Annotated in this window: 20 protein-coding genes; 12 read left to right on the top strand and 8 right to left on the bottom strand. The window is 71.5% G+C overall.

The genetic code is table 11. From position 1 onward, the window contains the following. The first annotated feature begins 468 nt into the window (after positions 1 to 468). Positions 469 to 3,447 (top strand): BTAD domain-containing putative transcriptional regulator, encoded by a 2,979-nt coding sequence (locus ACFYZE_RS03905; protein ID WP_388988152.1) that lies wholly within the window; start codon positions 469 to 471, stop codon positions 3,445 to 3,447. A 46-nt stretch (positions 3,448 to 3,493) separates the two neighbouring features. On the opposite strand, the gene ACFYZE_RS03900 is transcribed toward ACFYZE_RS03905, so the two are convergent. Together ACFYZE_RS03900 and ACFYZE_RS03895 are read right to left on the bottom strand one after the other, a co-directional pair. Next, positions 3,494 to 5,191 (bottom strand): bifunctional 3'-5' exonuclease/DNA polymerase, encoded by a 1,698-nt coding sequence (locus ACFYZE_RS03900; protein ID WP_388988149.1) that lies wholly within the window; start codon positions 5,189 to 5,191, stop codon positions 3,494 to 3,496. Between the two features lie 53 nt (positions 5,192 to 5,244). Further along, positions 5,245 to 5,991 (bottom strand): Clp protease N-terminal domain-containing protein, encoded by a 747-nt coding sequence (locus tag ACFYZE_RS03895; protein ID WP_388988146.1) that lies wholly within the window; start codon positions 5,989 to 5,991, stop codon positions 5,245 to 5,247. 83 nt (positions 5,992 to 6,074) lie between these two features. On the opposite strand from ACFYZE_RS03895, the gene ACFYZE_RS03890 reads away from it, so the two are divergent. Next, entirely contained in the window at positions 6,075 to 7,208 is a 1,134-nt protein-coding gene (locus tag ACFYZE_RS03890; RefSeq protein ID WP_388988143.1) for a DUF2786 domain-containing protein, read from the top strand. An 8-nt stretch (positions 7,209 to 7,216) separates the two neighbouring features. Here the strand turns inward: ACFYZE_RS03890 and ACFYZE_RS03885 are convergent, their stop codons facing one another. Continuing rightward, positions 7,217 to 7,783, bottom strand: coding sequence for a DUF4232 domain-containing protein (locus ACFYZE_RS03885; protein WP_388988140.1), 567 nt, complete (start codon positions 7,781 to 7,783; stop codon positions 7,217 to 7,219). A gap of 137 nt (positions 7,784 to 7,920) precedes the next feature. Beyond that, the gene (locus ACFYZE_RS03880; protein WP_388988137.1) at positions 7,921 to 8,448 is read right to left on the bottom strand and encodes a hypothetical protein; all 528 of its coding nucleotides are present in this window, start codon (positions 8,446 to 8,448) and stop codon (positions 7,921 to 7,923) included. Between the two features lie 132 nt (positions 8,449 to 8,580). On the opposite strand from ACFYZE_RS03880, the gene ACFYZE_RS03875 reads away from it, so the two are divergent. The 4 genes from ACFYZE_RS03875 to ACFYZE_RS03860 all read left to right on the top strand — a co-directional run bounded on the left by ACFYZE_RS03875 (position 8,581) and on the right by ACFYZE_RS03860 (position 10,210). Further along, entirely contained in the window at positions 8,581 to 8,952 is a 372-nt protein-coding gene (locus ACFYZE_RS03875; protein WP_388988134.1) for a VOC family protein, read from the top strand. Positions 8,953 to 8,962: 10 nt separating this feature from the next. Continuing rightward, positions 8,963 to 9,322 carry an ArsR/SmtB family transcription factor gene (locus ACFYZE_RS03870; protein WP_388988131.1) on the top strand — a complete coding sequence of 120 codons (360 nt, stop codon included), beginning with the start codon at positions 8,963 to 8,965 and terminating at the stop codon, positions 9,320 to 9,322. Beyond that, complete coding sequence (locus ACFYZE_RS03865) at positions 9,319 to 9,780, top strand: SRPBCC domain-containing protein (RefSeq protein ID WP_388988129.1); 462 nt, start codon at positions 9,319 to 9,321, stop codon at positions 9,778 to 9,780. The genes ACFYZE_RS03870 and ACFYZE_RS03865 overlap by 4 nt, the downstream gene beginning before the upstream one ends. 172 nt (positions 9,781 to 9,952) lie before the next feature. Continuing rightward, positions 9,953 to 10,210: a DUF397 domain-containing protein gene (locus tag ACFYZE_RS03860; protein WP_200422377.1), complete on the top strand. Its 258-nt coding sequence runs from the start codon at positions 9,953 to 9,955 to the stop codon at positions 10,208 to 10,210. A 182-nt stretch (positions 10,211 to 10,392) separates the two neighbouring features. On the opposite strand, the gene ACFYZE_RS03855 is transcribed toward ACFYZE_RS03860, so the two are convergent. After that, on the bottom strand, positions 10,393 to 10,902 hold the full coding sequence (locus tag ACFYZE_RS03855; protein WP_388988126.1) for an ATP-binding protein: 510 nt from the start codon (positions 10,900 to 10,902) through the stop codon (positions 10,393 to 10,395). Positions 10,903 to 11,224: 322 nt separating this feature from the next. Here ACFYZE_RS03855 and ACFYZE_RS03850 point away from each other — a divergent pair, with 322 nt between their 5' ends. From ACFYZE_RS03850 to ACFYZE_RS03840, 3 genes are all read left to right on the top strand, one after another. Further along, a complete protein-coding gene (locus ACFYZE_RS03850; protein WP_388989510.1) occupies positions 11,225 to 12,061 on the top strand; it encodes a helix-turn-helix domain-containing protein in 837 nt (278 codons plus the stop codon). Between the two features lie 137 nt (positions 12,062 to 12,198). Next, positions 12,199 to 13,662: an aldehyde dehydrogenase family protein gene (locus ACFYZE_RS03845; RefSeq protein WP_388988123.1), complete on the top strand. Its 1,464-nt coding sequence runs from the start codon at positions 12,199 to 12,201 to the stop codon at positions 13,660 to 13,662. Positions 13,663 to 13,762: 100 nt separating this feature from the next. Beyond that, a complete protein-coding gene (locus ACFYZE_RS03840; RefSeq protein WP_388988121.1) occupies positions 13,763 to 14,302 on the top strand; it encodes a DinB family protein in 540 nt (179 codons plus the stop codon). Between the two features lie 21 nt (positions 14,303 to 14,323). Here ACFYZE_RS03840 and ACFYZE_RS03835 read toward each other — a convergent pair whose 3' ends face one another. Continuing rightward, entirely contained in the window at positions 14,324 to 15,736 is a 1,413-nt protein-coding gene (locus ACFYZE_RS03835; protein WP_388988118.1) for a glutamate decarboxylase, read from the bottom strand. A gap of 167 nt (positions 15,737 to 15,903) precedes the next feature. Here ACFYZE_RS03835 and ACFYZE_RS03830 point away from each other — a divergent pair, with 167 nt between their 5' ends. After that, entirely contained in the window at positions 15,904 to 16,665 is a 762-nt protein-coding gene (locus tag ACFYZE_RS03830; protein ID WP_388988115.1) for a MerR family transcriptional regulator, read from the top strand. A 207-nt stretch (positions 16,666 to 16,872) separates the two neighbouring features. Then, positions 16,873 to 17,805, top strand: a complete 933-nt coding sequence (locus ACFYZE_RS03825; RefSeq protein ID WP_388988112.1) for a DedA family protein — start codon at positions 16,873 to 16,875, stop codon at positions 17,803 to 17,805. A gap of 39 nt (positions 17,806 to 17,844) precedes the next feature. Here ACFYZE_RS03825 and ACFYZE_RS03820 read toward each other — a convergent pair whose 3' ends face one another. Both ACFYZE_RS03820 and ACFYZE_RS03815 read right to left on the bottom strand, forming a co-directional pair. Continuing rightward, on the bottom strand, positions 17,845 to 19,599 hold the full coding sequence (locus ACFYZE_RS03820; protein WP_388988109.1) for a threonine/serine exporter family protein: 1,755 nt from the start codon (positions 19,597 to 19,599) through the stop codon (positions 17,845 to 17,847). A 130-nt stretch (positions 19,600 to 19,729) separates the two neighbouring features. Next, on the bottom strand, positions 19,730 to 20,221 hold the full coding sequence (locus ACFYZE_RS03815) for an inorganic diphosphatase (RefSeq protein ID WP_388988106.1): 492 nt from the start codon (positions 20,219 to 20,221) through the stop codon (positions 19,730 to 19,732). A 79-nt stretch (positions 20,222 to 20,300) separates the two neighbouring features. Between ACFYZE_RS03815 and dacB the strand changes: the two genes are divergently transcribed. Continuing rightward, the gene (dacB, locus tag ACFYZE_RS03810) at positions 20,301 to 21,944 is read left to right on the top strand and encodes a D-alanyl-D-alanine carboxypeptidase/D-alanyl-D-alanine-endopeptidase (RefSeq protein ID WP_388988103.1); all 1,644 of its coding nucleotides are present in this window, start codon (positions 20,301 to 20,303) and stop codon (positions 21,942 to 21,944) included. Positions 21,945 to 22,030 lie beyond the last annotated feature (86 nt).

Raw genomic sequence — 22,030 nt, 5'->3', positions numbered from 1 at the left:
AGTAGCCCGCGCGGTGGTGGGCAGGGGCACCCCATGGAGGCGGCCCCCGCGCTCGCGGAGACGACGAAGGACCCGGTCGTTCACCTCTGCCGACCGGGTCCTCGTGCGATCCCGGATCCGGCCACGGCGGCGACACTCCCCCGAGCTACGCGTGAACGCGCGCACCGTCGGGCCAGATCCGATGAAAGGATCACATCAGGCCACGCCAACAGATCGCTAACATGGGGCCAACGGCTGGCGAGGAAGCCGTGAGCTGGCCCGTTCCACGAGGAGTTGTGGGCCGGTCCGACGGAAACGCGCCGTTCGTCGACGCGATCCGACGGCGGGACGCGACGGTCGGGCCGCGCGATCTGGCGTTACGCGGCGGTCGTGCCGCGCGGTGAGGCGAGGCACGGCGAGCGTGCCATCGGGGTCCCCCCTGTTCGAGCGAAGCCGAGAGCTGGGGGGAGGAAGGGCGACGGGGCGGCGATGCGGGACGGGCTGCGGTTCGGACTGCTGGGTCCGCCCGTCGTGTACGGCGCCGGCGGCGAGGTGCGCACGACCGGCAGTGGCAAGGTACGCGCCCTGCTGGTCGCGCTGCTGCTGGAGCCCGGCCGGGTCGTCTCGGTCGAGGCACTGAAGGACGCGCTGTGGGACGGCGCGCCGCCGGCCTCCGCGCAGGCGTCCCTGCAGAACCACGTCACCCGGCTCCGCCGCCTGCTCGGCGACGACGGCCCGGAGCGGCTGCGCGCCGTGCCGCCCGGGTATCTGCTGCGCGTCGACGAGGGTGAACTGGACGTGCGCGTCTTCGAGGAGCACCTGATCGCGACCCGCGCCGCGCACGCCGCCCGGGACTGGCAGGGCGTCCTGCGCGAGGCGTCCGGCGCGCTCGCACTGTGGCGCGGCACCCCGCTCAGCGGGCTGCCTCACGAGACCGGAGCGCATGCGCTGGTGCAGCGGCTCAGGGAGGCGCGGCTGCTCGTCCTGGAGTGGCGGTACGACGCGGAACTGCAGCTCGGCGGGGCGCGGCTGGGGAACCTCGTGCCGGAGCTGGCCGCGCTGGTCGCCGAGCATCCGCTGCGGGAGGGGTTTCACCGGCTGCTGATGCTGGCCCTGGGCCGTACCGGCCGCCCGGCGGAGGCCCTGGCCGTCCACCGCGACCTGCGGGCCCGTCTCATCGAGGAGCTCGGCGTCGAGCCCGGCGCTGCGGTGCGCGAGGCGCATCTGGAGATCCTCCGGGAGGGTCGGGCCGCGAGCGGCGACAGGACCGCAGGGGACGCTCCGCGGGCGGACGATCCTTACGCCGACCCCCACCGGGACCGTACGAGAGCGCCCAGGCCCGCCCAGCTCCCGCCTGCCCCGGCGCACTTCACCGGCCGGGAGGCCGTCCGCGAGGATCTGCTGCGGTTCCTCGCCGCCGAACGCGACGTGCCCGGCGTCGCCGTGGTCAGCGGTATGGCCGGGGTCGGCAAGAGCGCGCTGGCCCTGCATGTGGCGCATGGACTGCGGGAACGTTTCCCCGACGGTCAGCTCTACGTCAATCTGCACGGCGCCACCCCCGGCATGACCCCGCTCCTCCCCGGGCAGGCGCTCGCCGCGCTGCTGCGCGACCTCGGCGCCGAGTCGCACCGCATCCCGGAACACCCCGACGCAGCCGCCTCGTTGCTCCGCTCGCTGCTCGCCCCGACCCGCACCCTGATGGTGCTCGACGACGCGGCGCACGCCGCCCAGGTGCGTCCGCTGCTGCCCGGCGGCCCGGGCTGCGCGGTGATCGTGACCAGCCGTTCCCCGCTCACCGCGCTCGACGGCGCGCACCGGGTCCCGCTCGCCCCGCTCAGCGACGAGGACAGCGCGACCCTGCTGCGCGCGGTCTCCGGCCGGGACGGCCTGCACGCCGGGCACCCGCTCGTCGAACTCGCCGGGCGGCTCCCGCTGGCCCTGCGCATCGTGGCGGCACGGCTCGCCGCCCGCCGCGCCCTCACCCCGGACATGCTGGCCGGTCAACTCGCCGCCACAGAGGGGCGGCTGCACCATCTGGAGTACGACGACCTGAGCGTGCGCAGGTCGCTCGCCGTCGCGCACGACGCGCTGCGCGCCTCGGACCGCGAGGCCGACCGGGACGCGGCACACGCCCTCGCCCTGATCGGCGCCCTGGACCTGCCCGGCTACGGCGCTTCCCTCCTCGCCCGCCTCCTCGGCACGGACGAACGCCGCGCCGAGGCCGCCCTCGACCGCCTGGTCGACGTCGCCCTGCTGGAGGAGACCGCCTACGGCCGGTACGCGCCGCACGACCTCGTGCGGGACTTCGCCCATGAGACCGTGGCGAGGGAACAGGGCGTCGAGCCGGAGCGCTGCGGCGCCGAGGTCGCCCTGCGCTGGTACGCCGCGATGGCCACGCGTGCCCTGGAGGCGCTGGTCGAGCCGGGCACCGAGCGCACGGACCGGCTCCGGGCGACCCCCTCACAGCCCAGCACGCACACGGCGGACGTGGCGTCCGTGCCCGCCTTCGGCTCCGCCGAGGCCGCCGCCGACTGGCTCGTCCTTGAACTGGAGAACATCGTCGCCCTCGTGGAGCGTCACGCGGACACCTCCGCCCATGTGCCCCTGCTCGTCCGCATGATCGCCTCCCCGTTGCAGCGCCGGGGCCGCGTCGCCGAGTCGGAGGCGCTCGTACGCGCCGCCCTGCGCGGGGCGCGGGGCCTCGCGGACGCGCCGGCGGAGGCCTACGCGTTGCTGGACATGGCCGGGGTGCAGTTCCTGAAGGGCCGGGGCAACGACGCGCTCGCCCTGCTGGACGAGGCGCTGGAGATCTGGCGGCGGCTCGGCGATCTGTCCTGCCTGTGCCGTGGGCTGAACAACCGGGGGCTGCTGCTGGGGGTCCTCGGGCGGTACGAGGAGTCCGGTGAGGCGCTCAGGCGGTGCCTGGAGTACACGCGTGTGCTCGACGACCCGATGCAGGAGGCCATCACCTACAGCAACCTCGGCAACCTGTACGAGCACATTGACCCGCGGGGCGCCATCGGCCACCACCGCCGCAGCCTGGAGATCGGCGAGCGGATCGGCCATGTGATCGTCCGTCACTCCGCGCACTGCAACATGGGCTTCGCCCATCTCGCGCTCGGCGAACCGGACGCCGCGGTACCCCACTTCGAGGAGAGCCTGCGCATCCTCGGCGGGCACGGCCACTGGCAGGGCGAGTCCCAGACCCGGCTGGGCCTGGTGCGGGCGCTGCGGGAACGGGGGGACCCCGGGCGGGCCGCGCGCGAGTGCGATGTGCTGCTGTGCCTCGCCGCCCGGCGCGGCGACCGCTACACCGAAGGGCTCGCCCGCCACCAGCGGGGCCTGCTGCGCCGGGCCGAGGGCGACGCCGAGGAGGCCCGCCGGCAGTGGGAGGCGGCCCTTTCGGCTCTGGAGGGCACGGACAGTCCGGTGGCGGGGGAGCTGAGGGAACTGCTGGCTGAGGGGTGAGACGGGACGGGCGCCGTCACTCGGGGCCCTCGGCTGCGCGCCGCCCTCACTTGGCGTCCGCGTAGCATTCCACCACCGCCGTCGTGAACGGGATCCGCACCGGTGTCTCGCCGAACGCCAGCCGCATCGCCAGGTCCGACGCCTCCTGGATGGCGGCGGCCACCGTCTCCGCCTCCTTCGCCGGGCAGTGCACGATCACCTCGTCGTGCTGGAAGAAGACCAGCTCGGCGGCGAGGCCCGCGCAGGCGCGGCGGAGCGCGGCGAGCATCAGCAGCGCCCAGTCGGCGGCGCTGCCCTGCACCACGAAATTGCGTGCGAAGCGGCCCCGGGCGCGGGAGTTCGTGGAGGCGTACCCCGGCATCCACTGCTGGGGTTCGTCGGGCGGGGCCGCTGCCGTGTCCTCCTGCGGAATGCCCGCTTCCTCCGCAGCGTCGTCGGACGCTCCCGCCGCCGGCGGCGACGTACGCCCCAGCCAGGTGCGCACCAGGCGGCCCTCCTGGCCGGCGCGGGCCGCGTCGTCGACGTAGGCGACGGCCTTCGGGAAGCGGCGGCGCAGCGCGGCGAGGTTCTTCAGGCCGTCGCCGGAGGTCTGGCCGTAGATCGCGCCGAGCACGGCGAGCTTCGCCTGGGCGCGGTCGCCGGAGAACGCCCGGTCGGACACCGACTGGTAGAGGTCGGCGTCGCGGCCGGCGACCTCCATGAACGCCGGATCCCGGGAGATCGCGGCCAGGACGCGCGGCTCCATCTGGGCGGCGTCGGCCACGACCAGCCGCCAACCGGGGTCGGCGACCACGGCGCGCCGGATGACCTTGGGGATCTGCAGGGCGCCGCCGCCGTTGGTGACCCAGCGGCCGGTGACCGTGCCGCCCGGCAGGTACTCGGGGCGGAAGCGGCCGTCGCGCACCCAGTCCTGGAGCCAGGACCAGCCGTGGGCGACCCAGATGCGGTACAGCTTCTTGTACTCGAGGAGCGGCTTCACGGCGGGGTGGTCGACGGACTCGATCTCCCAGCGGCGGGTGGAGCGGACCTTGATCCCGGCCTGGGCGAACGCCTTGACGACGTCCGCGGGCAGGTCGGGACGGACACGGCGGCCGAAGGCGGCGGACACCTCGTCGGCCAGCTTTGCCAGGCGCCGGGGCTCGCCCCCGCCCGCGTACCGCTCGCCCAGCAGTTCGTGCAGCACCTCGCGGTGGACGTCCGCGCTCCACGGCAGACCGGCGTGGTGCATCTCTGCGGCCACCAGCATGCCGGCCGACTCCGCGGCGGTGAGCAGCCGCATGCGGTCCGGGTGCGTGGCGGTGTCGTGCCGCCGCTGCTGGTCGGCGTAGACCTCGACGAGGTCCCTCAGGGGGACGTGGACGGGGCTCGGCTCGAACAGGGAGGACTGCGCGCCGGGCTCGGCGGAGCGCGGAGGCGGATCGGGCGGTACGGGGCCGCCGCGCAGCCGGGCCAGCGCGGCGGCGGCCGACCGAGGCTCGCCTAGGCGTCCCTCGTGGCCGAGGAGGAGGGCCTCGGCGGCCTCGACGTCGTAGCACCGGTCGACTCGCACCCCCGTGGCGAGCAGACGCGGCTGGACGTCGGCGGTGGACCGCCACACCCACCGGGTGACCTCGGGCCGTGCGCGCACGGCCTCTGCGAGGTCCTCCTCCCTGACCACCGGCCCGGCGAGCAGCCCGTCCGGGCCGAGGGCGGCGACCTCCACGCCACCGTCCCCGGCCGGAGCGAGAGCCCAGCGCCCGGTCATGCTGCGAGTGTGGCAGGGGGGTCTGACAGTGGGCGTCGACCTGCGGAAACGCCTTATCGGTCCTTCTTCTCGCGGCCCTTGAGGGCGTCGGTGATCTCGGTCAGTTCCTTCCTGATGTTCTCCTCGGCCGTCGCCTTGTCGATGCCGAGACCGCTGAGCGGGCCCTCGCCGTTCTCCTGCTCGAGGAGGGCGAGGAGGATGTGCTCGGTGCCGATGTAGTTGTGGCCGAGGCGAAGAGCCTCGCGGAACGTCAGCTCCAGGGCCTTCTTGGCGGCGGGGGCGTAGGGGACGAGTTCCGGGACCTCCTCGGCGGGGGCCGGGAGCGCGGCGGCGGCCGCCTCGCGCACCGCCTCCAGGGAGACGCCCTGCGCGGTGATCGCCTTGGCGGCGAGCGCCTCCGGCTCGCTGAGGAGCCCCAGCACCAGGTGCGCCGGGACGGTCTCGGCGTTGCCGGCGTCCTTCGCCGCGTTGTGCGCGGCCATGACCACGTTCCGCGCGCGCGGGGTGTAGCGGCTGAAGCCCTGGCCGGGGTCGAGGTCCGCGGACTCCTTGGGCACGAAGCGCTTCTGGGCCGCCTGCCGGGTCACGCCCATGCTCTTGCCGATCTCGGTCCAGGAGGCGCCCGAACGCCGGGCCTGGTCCACGAAGTGGCCGATCAGGTGGTCGGCCACGTCGCCGAGGTGCTCCCCGGCGATCACGGCGTCCTGGAGCTGCTCCAGGGCGTCGCTGTGGACCTTCTTGATGGCGTCGATCAGGTCGTCGAGACGCAGGTTCGCTGAGATGTAGGGATTCACCGTCATGTGTCAACCGTAAGTTGACAGTCCCGGACTGTCAACCCGAAGTTGACAATCGCCGGGTGCCGGCGCGTGTCACGATCGACCGTGTGAGTACGACGACCACCGTGGACCGCGCCTTGCGGGCAGCCCTCTACGACGACACCGACTCCGCCCTCGACACAGGGGCCTCACTGCTCGCCGCCGACCCCGCGGCCGACGGTGAACTCGCGCGGCGTGGACAGGAGTTCGTCGCGACGGCCTGGCGGCGCGGCTGGCAGCCCGCCGACGTCGTCCGCTTCGTGCGCCGCGCACTGGACGAGGCGCACGTACGGCTAGTCGTGCAGCTGATCCTCGGCGATGCGGACCGGCGGCCCGCCCCCACGCCGCGCTGGGCCGCGCAGTTGAAGGAACTCAGGGAACTCGACGGCGAACCGCAGCGCGGCCCGGACCGTTTCTCCCACGCCACCGCAGTCCTGGAGCTGTACCGCCTGCTGCTGCGCCTGCCCGCCCTCGAACCTCTCGACGAGGCCCGGCCCTCCGCCGCCCCGAGGCGACCGGAGTCCCGCATGCTCACCCGCATCCGCGCCCTGCTCGCCAAGGCGGAGGCGACCGGATACCCGGAGGAGGCAGAGGCGCTCAGCGCCAAGGCACAGGAGCTGATGGCGCGGCACAGCATCGACGAGGCGCTGCTCGCGGCCCGTACGCACACCGGGGACGCGCCCGGTGCCTGCCGCATAGGCGTCGATCCGCCGTACGAGACGGCCAAGGCGGTGCTCCTGGACGCCGTGGCCGCCGCGAACCGCTGCCGGGCCGTGTGGCACGACGCGCTCGGCTTCTCCACGGTCGTCGGATTCGAACCCGACCTGGAAGCCGTCGAACTCCTCTACACCTCGCTGCTGGTGCAGGCCACCACCGCGATGACCAAGGCGGAGGCGGCGCAGCGCAAGGGCGGCCGCAGGCGTACGAAGACGTTCCGGCAGTCGTTCCTGGCCGCGTACGCGCACCGCATCGGCGACCGGCTCCGCACCGCCGCCGAGGAGGCCGAGGGACAGGTGACCGGCGGCGGCGAGTTGCTGCCGGTGCTCGCGGCCCGGGACGTCGCCGTCGCGGACCGCGTGGAAGAGATGTTCCCCGACACGGTCACCACCCGGCTGCGCGGCGTCAGCGACGTGGCGGGATGGGAGCAGGGGGCCGCGGCCGCCGACCGTGCCCAGGTCACGGGGCGGCCCCGGCTCCCCTGAACGTCGCGTCAGTCGCCGGCGACCTGGATCGGGCTCACCGAGGCGTCCGGGGCCTTCCCGCCCTTCAGCGCGACCTCGCCGTACGACCACGGGTAGCTGTGCGCGTCACCGGCGCCCGGGACGGTGATCTTCACGTTCTTCGCCGCGGCGCTGTCGGTGCCGCCGGCCTTCCCGCGCACGTAGGTGATCGTGAAGGTCGCCGTGTCGCCCTTCTGCAGCGTCACCTTCTCCGGGTTCGCGCCCTCCTGGTCGGGCACCTTCCAGCCGGTGTCGCCGCCGGTCAGCTCGATGGCCGGGAAGCCGTCGAAGGCGCACGGACGGCTGCCTTCGTTGGTGAGGGTGACCGGGACGTCGCCGGTGTCGCCGGCGGTGGTGGCGGCGTTGGCGGGACCGACCTTGATGCCGAGGGTGCACTCGGCGGTGTTCTTGCTCTTGCCGCTGTCGCCGCTCTTGTCGGCGCTGCCGCTGTTGCTGCTGTCACAGGCGGTCAGCGCCAGGGCCGCCACGAGGGCGGTGACGGCGAGACGGACGGGAAGGGCGCGCATCGGGCTCCTCTGGTTCGTGATGGTGCTCATGGATCATCACGCAGGCGCGCGGTCCCTCGTTGCGCGCCCTCCCCTTACGCGGGCGCCGCCAGCCACGGTTGTCGCGATTCACCCCGTATGCCGCCCGCCTCCGGGCCCGGGTCGGTGCCGCGGTGAAAGGCGGGTCGTCACGACCCCGGGCTCGCCGCCGGGAACCCGCTCGGGAGCTTGCCGCCCTCCGCCTTGGTGTACGTCTCCGTGCCGCCGCCGCCCTCCCAGGTCACCTTCATGCTGCTGGAGGTGACCGAGTCGACCATGCCGGTGCTGCGGCTCCTGCTGCCGCCGGTGCACTTGAGGTGGATCATCTGCATGCCCGCCTCCTCGCCCGCGGTCCCGCTGCACACGGTCCCGCCCGTCGCGAAGAGCCCGGCCTGCCTGCCGTTGATCACCAGGGCCACGGCCTTCCCACCGGTCGTGGCCAGCCAGCTCCCCTCGAGCTCCCCGGCCTTGCCCGCCGAGGAGGCCGAGCTCCCGCCTGAGCTCCGGCCGTCGTCCGCGGAAGCCGAGGACGAGGACGCGCCGGGTGCCGCCGACGCGCCGCCGCCCGAGCCGCCGGAGTCGCTGCTGCAGCCGGTCAGCATGAGCGCCGCCGCACAGCCCGCGGCCGCGAGCGCCAAGCGGGCCCGCCGAGGCGTGACATGGGTCGCCGTGGTCACTGAAGTCTCCCAGGGGTGCCGATGACGTCGTGGGGACGGCCGCTGGCAAGCTACCAGGACATCGGCGACCCTCCATAGGTAGGGGACTTCCTACGTTTGACGGGTAGGAGCTTCCCTACCTATTGTGCGGCCATGACCATCACGCACGCCTCCTTCGTCACCCTCCCCGTCACCGACCAGGACCGAGCCCTGCGCTTCTACACCGACGTCCTCGGGTTCCAGGTCACCGCGGACCTGGACATGCCCCAGGGGCGCTGGCTCCAGGTCGCCCCCGAGGGCGCCCAGACCGTCTTCACGCTGTCCGGGCCGGGAATGGGTGATTTCGAGCCCGGCAGCGCCCGGGGGATCATGTTGGTCACGACCGATGTCGACGCCGACTGCGCCCGGCTGGCCGAGGAGGGGGTCGCCGTGCAGGGGCCGGACGACCTCCCCTGGGGCCGGATGGCGTCCTTCCGGGACCCCGACGGCAACGGTCTGATGCTGCTGACGGAGGCTCACGGATAGGAACACCGCCATGACCACGACCGGGGCCGGGGCGGGCACCGCCGCCGAGGACCGCGTCTTCGCCGCGCTCGCCAACGCCACGCGCCGCGAGGTGCTGCGCCTGCTTCGGGAGAGGGGGCCGCAGCCGGTCCAGGCCCTGGCCGACCACTTCGCCATGCGCCGACCGAGTCTGTCGGAGCATCTGAAGGTGCTGCGCGAGGCCGGTCTCGTCGCCGAGCAGCGCTCCGGCCGGCAGCGCATCTACCGCCTTCAGGCCGCGCCGCTCGCCGAGGTGCAGGACTGGCTCCATCCGTACGAGCGGTTCTGGCGCGAGGCGCTGAAGGGTCTCGGCGACCTGCTCGACCGCATGCCCGACGATGACCAGCCATGAGCACCGCAGACGACGACGATCTCACCACCGTCCGTGTCGAGCAGTTCCTGCCGCACCCGCCCGCCAAGGTCTGGCGCGCCCTCACCGAGCCCGCCCTGCTCGTCCAGTGGCAGATGCCCGGCAGCGAGAACTTCCGGCTCGAGGTCGGTCACCGCTACACGATGACTTCGGTGCCCCGGCCCAATGCGCGCTTCTCCGGCACCGTCGAGGTGCGGGTTCTCGCCTACGAGCCGGAACGGATGCTGCGCGTCCGCTGGGCCGACGCCGACCCCGGCAACCCCGCGGACTGGACCATCACGTGGACATTGGAACAGGAAGGCCGTGGAACGCGTCTCTTCCTAGTGCACGAAGGGTTCGACCCGGACGACCCGGCACAGACGATGGCGCGGAAGATCATGCACGGGGGCTGGAGTTCGCATGTGATGCGGGCTCTGGGGCAGACGCTTGACCGACTGTAGCCAGACGGCAGTCGCAGCGTAGTCAAGGAACTGTAAAAGCTGTAACCACAGGACCACCCCGCGTGCACGTGCATCTGCTCCTGCATCTGCATGTGAACGGGGTTATGATCCGGGGAAGTTGACCGCTGCATCAATGGCCATACCAGCCACAGCACCACCCGGGGAGCGACCTGTGGACCACGACGTGTGCGACGTGGACGACGTGTACAACGGCATGGCTGCGACAGAGCTGGAGGGAGTGGCCTGGCAGAAGAGCCGGCACAGCAACTCCCAAGGGTCATGCGTGGAGTTCGCCCGGCTGCCCGGGGGAGAGGTGGCGGTGCGCAACTCGCGCTTCCCCGACGGGCCCGCGCTGGTCTACACCCGCGCGGAGATCCAGGCGATGCTGCTGGGCATCAAGGACGGCGAGTTCGACCATCTGATCGCCTGACGCGCCACACCGGCGTGCCCGCGGTGGATCACGGGAGCGTGCACGTCTCCCGTCGCAACAGGGCTGGTTCGGTGGCGCGTGGAAACGCGCACGTGTGCAACAAGCGGACGCCTGCGGCGATTTGGGGCGCCGCAGGCATGTAACACGCGTAGAACTCCGGCACCCGAAAGTGCCGCGGGACGTCAGTCAGGACATACCTGCGCCGGCGACAGCCGGAACAGCGCCCAGACCACCTTGCCGCTCAGCGTGCCCGCCAGCGGGTGCCAGCCCCAGCTGTCGGCGAACGATTCGACGAGGAACAGCCCGCGGCCCGACTCGGCCGAGAAGTCCTCCGAGTCGCCCGCGACCGGACTGTCGTGACTGGGGTCGCGCACGGCGCACACCAGGCGCGTGGTCCAGCGCATCAGGTGCAGCCGTACCGGTGCGTCCTGTTCGCCCGGGCACACGGTGGAGGCCGGCAGGGCGTGGCGCAGGGCGTTGGTCACGAGTTCGGAGACCACCAGGCAGACGTCGTCGAAACGCTCGCCCACATCCCACTGCCCGAGCGTGGCCCGGGTGAACCGCCGTGCCTCGCGCACCGCTTCGAGGCGGGCGGGCAGGGCACAGGAGGCGGCGCTGGACACGGCCGCGGGATCGAGCGGCGGAAGTCCCTGCCGTAAGGGCTCGAGCATGGTCGATCCATTCGTCCCCATGCGAGGCACTCCCGGGTGTTCGCGGTCGTGGCGATGCAGCGGTGGCGCGGAACCATGGTTTCGGATGAGCCAAGCAGATGCAAGGGCAGATGCACGTGCACGCGCCGGAATTGGCCGCTCCCGTACCGCTTTTCCCTTATTTCTTCAGTCACTTTCTTCCCTTGTGCTTGCCCTCTCCGGTCTCTCCCTGCGCCTCACCTTTGTCTTCTTTCCATTTCTGTAACCGCACGAGTACAGCTCGGAGTGTTTTAGTGGCAGACTGCGCGATCTGAAGGACGTTGGGGAGGCTGACGAAGTGAGCGCTGGGGACTCGAGCGGTTCGGTGGTGCGGCGCATTCTGCTGGGATCCCACCTCAGGCGCCTGCGGGAGGCGCGCGGCATCACCAGGGAGCAGGCCGGCTACTCGATCCGCGCCTCCGAGTCGAAGATCAGCCGCATGGAGTTGGGACGGGTGAGCTTCAAGACGCGGGATGTCGAGGACCTGTTGACGTTGTACGGGATCACCGACGAAGCCGAACGCACGTCCCTGCTCTCCCTCGCGAAGGAGGCCAATGTCGCGGGGTGGTGGCACAGTTACTCGGACGTCCTGCCCAACTGGTTCCCGACCTACGTCGGCCTCGAGGGTGCGGCGCACCTGATCCGGTCCTACGAGGTCCAGTTCGTGCACGGCCTGCTGCAGACGGAGGCGTACGCGCACGCGGTGGTCTCCCGGGGCATGAAGGGCGCGAGCGCCGAGGACATCGACCGCCGGGTGGCGCTGCGCCTGGAGCGGCAGAAGTACCTCGTCTCGGAGAGTGCCCCGCAGTTCCACGTCGTCCTCGACGAGGCAGCCCTGCGCCGCCCTTATGGCGACCGGCGGGTGATGCGCGGCCAGCTGCAGCACCTGATCGACATCTCCGAGCGCCCCAACGTACGGCTGCAGGTCATGCCGTTCAGCTTCGGCGGGCACTCCGGTGAGAGCGGTTCCTTCACGATTCTCAGTTTCTCCGAGTCCGACCTGTCCGACGTGGTGTACATGGAACAGCTCACCAGCGCGCTCTACCTGGACAAACGCGAGGACGTGACCCAGTACGAGGCTGCGATCAAGGAGCTGCAGCAGGACAGCCCCGGCCCGGACGAAAGCCGCGATCTGCTGCGGGGGCTGCTCCAGCTTTCCTGAGAGTCTTACCGGGAGTATCCCCAGGAGCCCTCCAACTCCCAGCTGCCGCAAGTACGATGACGCGCGATCAGGCCGTGACCTGAGCGCGGGTGCGGAAACGGGTGTCTGCTTCGGCTGCAAAGGGATTGAGGGATCACATGTCGTCGTCCTACTTCACCGATCTGGCTCGCCAGTACATCGGCGGTGAGTGGCGCCCGGGCACCGGCTCCTGGGACATCATCGACTTCAACCCGTACGACGGCGAGAAGCTGGCGTCGATCACGATAGCCACGGTCGACGAGGTCGACGAGGCCTACCGGGCCGCCGCGGCTGCGCAGAAGGAGTGGGCCGCCACCAACCCCTACGTCCGCCGTGCGGTGTTCGAGAAGGCGCTCGGGCTCCTGGAGGACCGCGAGGCCGAGATCACCGAGGCGATCATCGCGGAGCTGGGCGGCACTCGGCTGAAGGCCGCCTTCGAGCTGCATCTCGCCAAGGAGTTCCTGCGCGAGTCGATCCAGCTGGTGCTGCGCCCCGAGGGCAAGATCCTCCCCTCGCCCGTCGACAGCAAGGAGAACCGCCTCTACCGCGTGCCCGTCGGCGTCGTCGGCGTGATCAGCCCCTTCAACTTCCCGTTCCTGCTGGCGATCAAGTCGGTCGCGCCGGCGCTGGCGCTCGGCAACGGCGTCGTCCTCAAGCCGCACCAGGACACGCCGGTCGTCGGCGGCTCCCTGGTCGCCAGGATCTTCGAGGACGCGGGGCTCCCGGGCGGACTGCTCAACGTGGTGATCACCGACATAGCGGAGATAGGCGACGCGTTCCTCGAGCACCCGATCCCGAAGGTCATCTCCTTCACCGGCTCGGACAAGGTCGGCCGCCATGTCGCCACCGTCTGCGCCGCCCACTTCAAGCGCTCGGTCCTGGAACTGGGCGGCAACAGCGCGCTGGTCGTCCTGGACGACGCGGACGTCGACTACGCGGTCGACGCGGCCGTCTTCAGCCGGTACGTGCACCAGGGCCAGGTCTGCATGGCCGCCAACCGCGTCCTGGTGGACCGCTCGCTGCTGGCGGAGTTCACCGAGAAGTTCGTCGCCAAGGTGAAGTCGCTGAAGGCGGGCGACCCGCGCGACGCGGAGACCGTCATCGGCCCGGTCATCAACTCCTCGCAGGCGGACGCGATCACCGGTGTGGTGCAGCAGGCGATCGCCGAGGGCGCCACGGCGCTGGTGCACGGCGCGACCACGGACAACCTGGTCGAGCCGACCGTCCTCACGGACGTCCCCGCCGGCTCCCCCATCCTGCGGCAGGAGATCTTCGGCCCGGTCGCGCTGCTCATCCCCTTCGACGGCGAGGAGGAGGCCGTCCGCCTGGTCAACGACACCCCGTACGGCCTCAGCGGCGCCGTCCACACCGCCGACGTCGAGCGCGGTGTCGCCTTCGCCCAGCAGATCGACACGGGCATGTTCCACGTGAACGACGGCACGGTCCACGACGAGCCACTGGTCCCGTTCGGTGGCGAGAAGAACTCGGGAATCGGCCGCCTGAACGGCGAGACGACCCTGGACGCCTTCACCACACTGAAGTGGATCTCGATCCAGCACGGGCGGAGCGCGTTCCCCTTCTAGTCTTCGCGTAAGTGGCCGGGCCCTTGCGGACAGAACCTGACCGCAAGGGCCCGTAGCGTCGTGGGTGTCAGGGAGAACCGACCGGTGAAGGGCGGCAGCCATGGTCACGCACGTACGAGCCGAGGCGCAGGGAGACGAGCGAGGGGCGCTGCTGTCGTTCCTGGAAGAGCAGCGCGGCGGCATCCGCCGGGCGGTGCTGGGACTGACCGAGGAGCAGGCCAGGACCCGCCCGAGCGCCAGTGAGCTGTCCCTCGGCGGCCTGCTGAAGCATGTCGCCGAGGTCGAGCAGAGCTGGATCGCCCGGGCCAAGGGGGAGCCCCCCGCGGTCAAGCGGGACGAGTCGAACTGGCACGAGTGTTTCCAGCTCCTCGACGGCGAGACGGTCGCCTCGCAGCTCGCGTACTGGGAGGAGGTGGCGGCCGGAACCGAGGCGTTCCTCCGCGCGGTGCCGAGCCTCGACGACACCTTCCCGCTGCCGAACGACCCCTGGTTCCCGCCGGACGAGCGGGTCTCGATGCGCTGGGTGATGCTCCACCTGATCCGTGAGACGGCCCGGCACGCGGGGCACGCGGACATCCTCCGTGAGTCCCTCGACGGGAAGACGGCGTTCGAACTGGTGGCCCTGGCACAGGCGGGGTGAGCCGGGTCGGCGAGCGGCGGCTCAGTGGTGGAAGCCCGTGGCCGCCTCCTTGTCGCGGGTCAGCGGGTGCGGCTGGCGCCTGAGTTCGGGCAGCAGGCGGGTCAGGTCCTCGAGGAACAGGTCCGCCAGGTCCGTCGAGAAGCCGTTGCGGCACACGACGCGCAGGACGGACAGGTCCTGCCGGTTGGCGGGGAAGGTGTACGCGGGCACCAGCCAGCCGTACTCGCGAAGCCGCCGCGAGACGTCGAAGACGTCGTACGCCTCCACGTCCGGTGCCGTCGTGAAGGCGAACACCGGCAGCTCGTCGCCGAGGGTGAGGAGCCGGAAGTCGCCGAGCGACTCCACCCGCTCGGCGAGGCCCCGCGCCACGTTCCGCGTGGTCTGCTGGACCGCCCGGTACCCTTCCCGGCCGAGCCGGAGGAAGGTGTAGTACTGCGCGGCCACCTGGGCCCCGGGCCGGGAGAAGTTCAGCGCGAAGGTCGGCATGTCGCCGCCCAGGTAGTTGACGCGGAAGACGAGTTCCTCGGGCAGGGCCTCCTCGTCCCGCCACAGCGCCCAGCCCACGCCGGGGTAGACCAGCCCGTACTTGTGCCCGGAGGTGTTGATCGACGCGACCCTCGGCAGCCGGAAGTCCCACACCAGGTCCTCGTCGAGGAAGGGCGCGATCATGGCCCCGGAGGCCCCGTCCACGTGCACGGGGATGTCCAGGCCGGTGCGCTCCTGGAGTGCGTCCAGGGCCGCGCACAGCTCCGCGATCGGCTCGTAGGATCCGTCGAAGGTGGAGCCGAGGATGCCGACGACTCCGATCGTGTTCTCGTCGCACAGGTCGGCGGCGGCCTGCGGATCGATGTGGAACCGGTCGCCCTCCATGGGCACCTGGCGCGCCTCGACCTCCCAGAAGTTGCAGAACTTCTCCCAGCAGACCTGCACGTTCACACCCATCACCAGGTTCGGGCGGGCCTCCCGCGACGGGTAGCGGTCCGCGTTCCGCCGCGCCCAGCGCCGCTTCAGCGCCATTCCGGCGAGCATGCACGCCTCGCTCGACCCTGTCGTCGAACAGCCGACGGCGGCCTCCGGGTCCGGCGCGTTCCACAGGTGGGCGAGCATCGCCACGCAGCGGCGCTCCAGCTCGGCGGTGCGCGGGTACTCGTCCTTGTCGATCATGTTCTTGTCCCGGCACTCGTTCATGAGCACGCCGGCCTGGGGCTCCATCCAGGTGGTGACGAAGGTGGCGAGGTTCAGCCGTGAGTTGCCGTCCAGCATCAGCTCGTCGTGGACCAGTTGGTAGGCGGTCGTGGGCAGCATCGGGCCGTCGGGCAACCGGTGCCTGGGCGGTGCCTCGGTCATCTCGACGACCGGATTGGCCTCCCCGTAGAAGGGGTTCATCGACCTCGGGCGCTCGTCGGGCTTGCCCGGACCTGTGTGGAGCGGCATGGCGTTGCGTCTCCCATCGCGTAGGCGGAGCCGGTGATGCGTCGGTTTCCCTGTCGCCGGTCTCGTTGGTTCAACGAATCATGGTTCCGTGCACGTGCGGCGTATCCCCTTGCACCTCACGCGACGTGAGGGCCGAGGCTGAGGCACGTACCCAGAAGGGAGCGGAAGTGAGCTACTCGGTGGGCCAGGTGGCCGGCTTCGCCGGTGTGACCGTGCGCACGCTGCACCACTACGACGAGATCGGCCTGCTCACACCCAGTGAGCGCACGTACGCCGGTCATCGGCGCTACAGCGACGCCGACCTCGACCGACTGCAGCGGATCATGTTCTACCGAGAACTCGGCTTCCCGCTCGACGAGGTCGCCGCCCTGCTCGACGACCCGGACACCGACCCGCAGGAGCACCTGCGGCGCCAGCACGCGCTGCTGACGGACCGGATCGAGAAGCTGCGGAAGATGGCGGCGGCCGTGGAGCACGCCATGGAGGCACGCAAGATGGGGATCAACCTCACACCCGAGGAGAGGTTCGAGGTCTTCGGGGACAAGGACCCGGAGCAGTACGCGGAGGAGGCGGAGGCGCGCTGGGGCGGCACCGAGGCGTGGACCGAGTCGCAGCGCCGCGCCGCCCGCTACACCAAGGAGGACTGGCAACGCGTCAAGGCCGAGGTCGACGCCTGGGAGAAGCGCTACGTCGCCCTGATGACCGCCGGCGAACCACCGGCCGGCGAGCGCGCCATGGATCTGGCCGAGGAGCACCGGCAGCACATCAACCGGTGGTACTTCGAGGTTCCGTACGAGATGCACCGGTGCTTCGCCGAGATGTACGTCTCCGACGAACGCTTCAAGGCGTACTACGACTCCATGCGCCCGGGCCTCGCGGAACACCTCAGGGACGCGATCGTAGCGAACGCCGCCCGCCACGAAGGGTGAGGGCCACGAGGGGTGAGCGCCACGGGTGAGGGCCGCGGGGGAGCGGCCGCACAGCTGTGACCGAGTTCCCGCACAGTGCACTGCTGGGATACCGGGGGAACCTGCCGGGGACACCGTGCGTTGATAGCTTTGTCCGGCCAGTGCCTGCGTGTCGGCCGCCCCAGGACGCCGTACGCACGTCCCCTCACCCCTCAGGAGCCCGGAACCGTGACGACGCTTGCCCTCGGACCGAGCTGGCTGGATCCGAACCACCTGCTCGACACCTTCGGCATCTGGGGTCTGCTCCTGGTGGTCTTCGCCGAGTCGGGCCTGCTCATCGGCTTCTTCCTGCCGGGTGACTCGCTGCTGTTCACCTGCGGCCTGCTGATCACCGCGGGCACGATGAAGTTCCCGCTGTGGGGGGCGATCGGCCTGATCTGCCTCGCCGCGATCCTGGGCGACCAGGCGGGCTACATGTTCGGCAGGAAGGTCGGCCCGTCGCTCTTCAGGCGCCCCGACTCCCGCCTCTTCAAGCAGGAGAACGTCACCAAGGCGCACGAGTTCTTCGAGAAGCACGGCCCGAAGTCCCTGGTGCTGGCCCGCTTCGTGCCCATCGTGCGCACGTTCACGCCGATCATCGCCGGCGTCAGCGGCATGAAGTACCGCTCGTTCCTGGTGTTCAACGTCATCGGCGGCGTCCTGTGGGGCGCGGGCGTCACGCTGCTGGGCTCCTGGCTGGGCAACGTGGCCTTCGTCCACAAGAACATCGAGCTGATCCTGATCCTGATCGTCCTCGTCTCGGTGATCCCGATCGTCATCGAGTTCCTGCGGGCCCGTTCCCAGTCGAAGAAGACCGCGCCCCAGCCCCAGGCACAGGCGCAGAACCAGCCCCAGACCCCGGTCATGGACGACGCGACGACCCAGCTGCGCCGCATCTCCCCGGACCGCCAGTACCCGCAGCAGTACGGCAACCAGAACCAGTACCAGAACGAGAACCAGTACCAGCAGCAGGGCTCGGGCTACGACTACCAGCAGTACCCGCAGCAGCAGTACCCGCAGCAGCAGTACGCCCCGGAGCAGTACCCCGAGCAGTACGGGCAGCAGGCGCCGCAGGAATACCAGCAGCCGCAGCAGCAGTACCCGTACAACCAGGGCTACTAGGGCCGCGCGCGTTCCCCGGCGCTCAGCACCCGGCGGTGCTCAGAACCCTCGGGTCCGCTTTGCGGCCCGGCGCCCCCCGGCGGACCCGAACCGCAGGAACAGCCGGGAGATCTCCGAACCCAGGTTCACCCCGATCGCGATGGCCATCGCCAGGGACACCGCGTTGGCCAGCGACACCAGGCCCTTGTCGACGTTGTTCTGGGCGATCGAGAGCAGCCCGAAATACGTCGCGGAGCCCGGCAGCAGCGGCCCGATCGCCGCGGTCGTGTACGGCAGCGCGGAGGCGAACCGGTAGCGCGACAGCAGTTGCCCGAACAGGCCCACCAGCCCCGCCGCGACAGCCGTGGAGGCGACCGGCGACAGCCCGCCGGGGTAGTGCAGCGCGCCGTACACGCTCCACGCGACGCCGCCGTTGAGGGTCACCCACAGCACGGTGGACCGTTCCTGCTGGAGCAGGACGGCGAAGGTCAGCGACAGCAGCATCGACGCCACGATCTGCACGACCGGCCGATCGGCGAGGTGCAGGGCCGCGTTCGGGTCGAGTTCGGCGCCCAGCTTCACCCCGAAGTAGAGGACCACCAGGACGCCGGCGACGATGCCCACGAAGAAGTACATGACCTCCAGCAGGCGCGCCGCGGCGGTGATGTAGAAGCCGGTCAGACCGTCCTGAACACCCGCCACCAGGGCCCGCCCGGGCAGCAGCGCGAACAGCCCACCGGTGATCACCGCGGAGGCGGCCACGGGAACATGGGCCAGCGTGAGCGCGACACCGATCGCGGCCGGCGGCATCGCGGCCACCAGGAACTGGTAGAACTCCGGCAGTCCGCGGCCCGCGCACAGCCACGCGAGCCGGTCGCCGAGCATCGCGCCCAGCGCGGCCGCGACGAACACGATCAGATCACCGCCGACGAGCACGGAGGCCGCACCGGCGAGCAGCCCGCTCGCCCCGGTCAGCGCCCAGCCCGGGTAGGGATGCCGGTTGCGGCGGATCTCGGCGAGCCGCCGGTAGGCGTCCTCCAGGGAGATCGAGGTCTCCGGGTCGGTGAGGTCGTCCACGAGCCGGAACACGGCCTGCAGGCGGGTGTAGTCGGTGCCCCGGCGGCGGACCGTCCGAGAGGCCGACACGGGGTCCTCCACCAGGGACGGCTGGTAGGAGATCGACAGCAGGGTGAAGGTGACGTTCGGCTCGCAGCGGTCGAGGCCGTAGGACCGGCAGACCGCGAACATCGCCGCCTCCACGTCCTCGGCGCCCTCGCCGCCCGCCAGCAGCAGTTCGCCGATGCGCAGGGTCAGGTCGAGCACGCGCGGCACGGCGGGACCCGACTCGCCGATCTTCTGCACGGGCTCCGGCGCGGGCCGCTCGGTCACCGGCATGCGCAGCATCGCGCGCATCCGGTCCTGCCAGGGCGCCTCCTTGGTGAGCCGCACCGCGGGTATCCCGGAGGGCGGTGTGAAGGCGGGCGGGGCGCTGCGGGCGCTGTAGGTGCTCGGCGGGCTGAACGCGGATCCCTCCTGCTCGGCGGCGGGCGGCGGCGGGACCTGGAGGCCCTCCGGGAGGGCGAACTCCGACGTCGTCTCGGAGTCGGCGCCGACCGCGGGTACCTCCAGGCCCTCGGGGAGCGCGAACTCCGACGTCGTGGACGACTCGCCGCCGACCGCCGGCGCGCCCACGCTCGCGGGGACGGCGAAGGCCACGGTCGTGGCGGACTCGTTCCCGCCTCGTCCGTCGGGCGCGAACACGCCCTTCGCCTCGTCCGACCGCGGCTTGCGGTCCACCCCGTTCGGCTCCGCCACCTGCTTCTGCCTTGCCCTTCCGTGCGCGCGTGTCCCGTGGGTACCTCCCGTGCGCCCCAGTATGCGCACCTACGCCAGCGGGCCGCGTCACCCGGAAGGGTCACGCGGCCCGCTGGAGGTCGGGAGGGGGTCAGTGACCGCCGTGCTCCTTGAAACGCTTGAACGAGCGCTCGATCTCGGCCTCGGCGTCCACCCGGCCCACCCAGTCGGCGCCCTCGACGGACTTGCCGGGCTCCAGGTCCTTGTAGACCTCGAAGAAGTGCTGGATCTCCAGGCGGTCGAACTCGGAGACGTGGTGGATGTCCCGCAGGTGCTCCACGCGCGGGTCGGACGCCGGCACGCACAGCACCTTGTCGTCGCCCCCCGCCTCGTCCGTCATCCGGAACATGCCGATGGCCCGGCACTTGATGAGGCAGCCGGGGAAGGTCGGCTCCTCCAGGATGACCAGAGCGTCCAGCGGGTCGCCGTCCTCACCCAGGGTGTTCTCCACGAAGCCGTAGTCGGCCGGGTAGCTGGTCGAGGTGAAGAGTCGACGGTCGAGGCGGATACGACCGGTCTCGTGGTCCACCTCGTACTTGTTCCGCGAACCCTTCGGGATCTCGATCGTGACGTCGAACTCCACCGGTGGCTCCTCCATGATCAGCACATAGTTCTGGTGGTTAAGTGTCCCTCACGCAGGAGTGTGGTCGCGAAAGGGGCTGGTGGTCGTGCCGGAGCTGGGGCCTTGGCGGGCCGCGGGACCACGTTTGGTACGGGTCGCGCAGGCCGTGAAACCGCACCTCACGCGCATGGCCCAGGCCGTGGAACCCCGCGCCCGGCGAATCACCGAAACCGCCCGACCTGGTGTGACGCGAATCACCGGGGCGGCGAAACCGCACGCCGCGCGGATCGCGCGCGCCGTACGCCCGCCCTACGGGAGGCTGACGACCCCGCAGCTGGCGGCCGTCGCCGCCACCGCGGGCCTCGCGCTCGCGGCCGGGGCCGTGACCGCCGCCGGTCCCTGGGACTCCTCCGGCCAGCGTACGGCCGAGCGTGAGCTCGCCGCAGCGTGGGACCGCCGGGGTGGCGCAGATCACGGGGCCGGTACGGCGGCGGACGCGCCCGCTCCCGCGCCGAGCGCCGCCTCCGTGCTCCTCGCCCTCGGCGGAGCCACCACCAAGTCCGCCCCCGAGGACAAGCCCCTCGCCGCCGTGCTCGATCCGCTCCTGCGCGACCCCTCCCTCGGCAACCGGCGCAGCGCCGCGGTCGTCGACGTGGCCACCGGGAAGCGCCTGTACGCCAAGGGCGGGGACGACGCGCTGACCCCCGCCTCGACCACGAAGATCGCCACGGCCGTCGCCGCGCTCTCCGCGGCGGGCGCCGACCACCGCTTCACCACGCGCGCGGTGCTGGAGCCCGGCAGCGACCACCTGGTCCTCATCGGCGGCGGCGACCCGACGCTGACCGCCCGCGAGCAGGGCGGGGGCTGGGCGAGTCTGCGCACCCTGGCCGACGACACCGCCGCCGCCCTGAAGACGCGCCGCCTGACCTCGGTGACCCTCTCGTACGACACCTCCCTGTTCACGGGCCCGGCCCTGCACCCCATCGGTGTCAACGACAACCTGGCCCCGGTCACCGCCCTGATGGCCGACGAGGGCCGTACGGACGACACCTCCAGCGGACCGGCCCCGCGCGGCACGGACCCGGCGGCCGACGCGGCCCGCACGTTCGCCCGACTGCTCCAGGGCCGCGGCATCAGGGCCTCGCAGCCCGCTCCGGCGAAGGCCACGGCGCGCGCCGAGGCGCTGGCCTCCGTCCAGTCACCGCCTCTGTCCGCCGTCGTCGAGCGGATGCTCACCAACAGCGACAACGACATCGCCGAGGCCCTCGCCCGCCAGACCGCCCTCGCCACCGGCGGCCGCCCGAGCTTCGAGGGGGGCGCGGCGGCGATCTCCGCCCAGTTGAAGAAGCTGGGCCTCCCGGTCGGCGGCTCGCAGTTCGACGACGGCAGCGGCCTCGACCGCGACGACAAGCTCACCGCGGACCTGCTGACGACCCTGCTGGCGACCGCCGCCTCCCCGTCCCACCCCGAGCTGCGCGCCGTCCTCACGGGTCTGCCGGTGGCCGGTTTCACGGGCACCCTCAGCGACCGCTACGCGGACGCCGCCGAACACTCCGGCGTCGGCCTCGTCCGCGCCAAGACGGGCTCCCTGACCGGCGTCAACACGCTCGCCGGAACGGTCGTCGACGCGGACGGCCACCTCCTGGCGTTCGCGTTCCTGACGGAAGGCTCGATGGACCAGACGACTGCGAGAACGGCCCTGGACCACACGGCAGCGACCCTGGCGTCCTGCGGCTGCGGCTGACGACCTCGGGGGAGGGCGGCCAAGCCCACACCACCGGGCACAGCCCGACCGGGGCTCAGCCCCGGCCGAGCTCTTTCGACCCTGCC

Source organism: Streptomyces sp. NPDC001796 (genome assembly GCF_042892355.1).
Lineage (GTDB): Bacteria > Actinomycetota > Actinomycetes > Streptomycetales > Streptomycetaceae > Streptomyces.
Note: the sequence above shows the minus strand (reverse complement) of the source record. Positions and strands in the feature narration are given on the sequence as shown.

Bases quoted from the DNA above. Each gene is read 5' to 3' on its own strand.
- ACFYZE_RS03905 (WP_388988152.1), top strand. From the start codon at position 469: ATGCGGGACGGGCTGCGGTTCGGACTGCTGGGTCCGCCCGTCGTGTAC.
- ACFYZE_RS03900 (WP_388988149.1), bottom strand. From the start codon at position 5,191: ATGACCGGGCGCTGGGCTCTCGCTCCGGCCGGGGACGGTGGCGTGGAG.
- ACFYZE_RS03895 (WP_388988146.1), bottom strand. From the start codon at position 5,991: ATGACGGTGAATCCCTACATCTCAGCGAACCTGCGTCTCGACGACCTG.
- ACFYZE_RS03885 (WP_388988140.1), bottom strand. From the start codon at position 7,783: ATGAGCACCATCACGAACCAGAGGAGCCCGATGCGCGCCCTTCCCGTC.
- ACFYZE_RS03875 (WP_388988134.1), top strand. From the start codon at position 8,581: ATGACCATCACGCACGCCTCCTTCGTCACCCTCCCCGTCACCGACCAG.
- ACFYZE_RS03870 (WP_388988131.1), top strand. From the start codon at position 8,963: ATGACCACGACCGGGGCCGGGGCGGGCACCGCCGCCGAGGACCGCGTC.
- ACFYZE_RS03865 (WP_388988129.1), top strand. From the start codon at position 9,319: ATGAGCACCGCAGACGACGACGATCTCACCACCGTCCGTGTCGAGCAG.
- ACFYZE_RS03855 (WP_388988126.1), bottom strand. From the start codon at position 10,902: ATGGGGACGAATGGATCGACCATGCTCGAGCCCTTACGGCAGGGACTT.
- ACFYZE_RS03845 (WP_388988123.1), top strand. From the start codon at position 12,199: ATGTCGTCGTCCTACTTCACCGATCTGGCTCGCCAGTACATCGGCGGT.
- ACFYZE_RS03840 (WP_388988121.1), top strand. From the start codon at position 13,763: ATGGTCACGCACGTACGAGCCGAGGCGCAGGGAGACGAGCGAGGGGCG.
- ACFYZE_RS03835 (WP_388988118.1), bottom strand. From the start codon at position 15,736: ATGCCGCTCCACACAGGTCCGGGCAAGCCCGACGAGCGCCCGAGGTCG.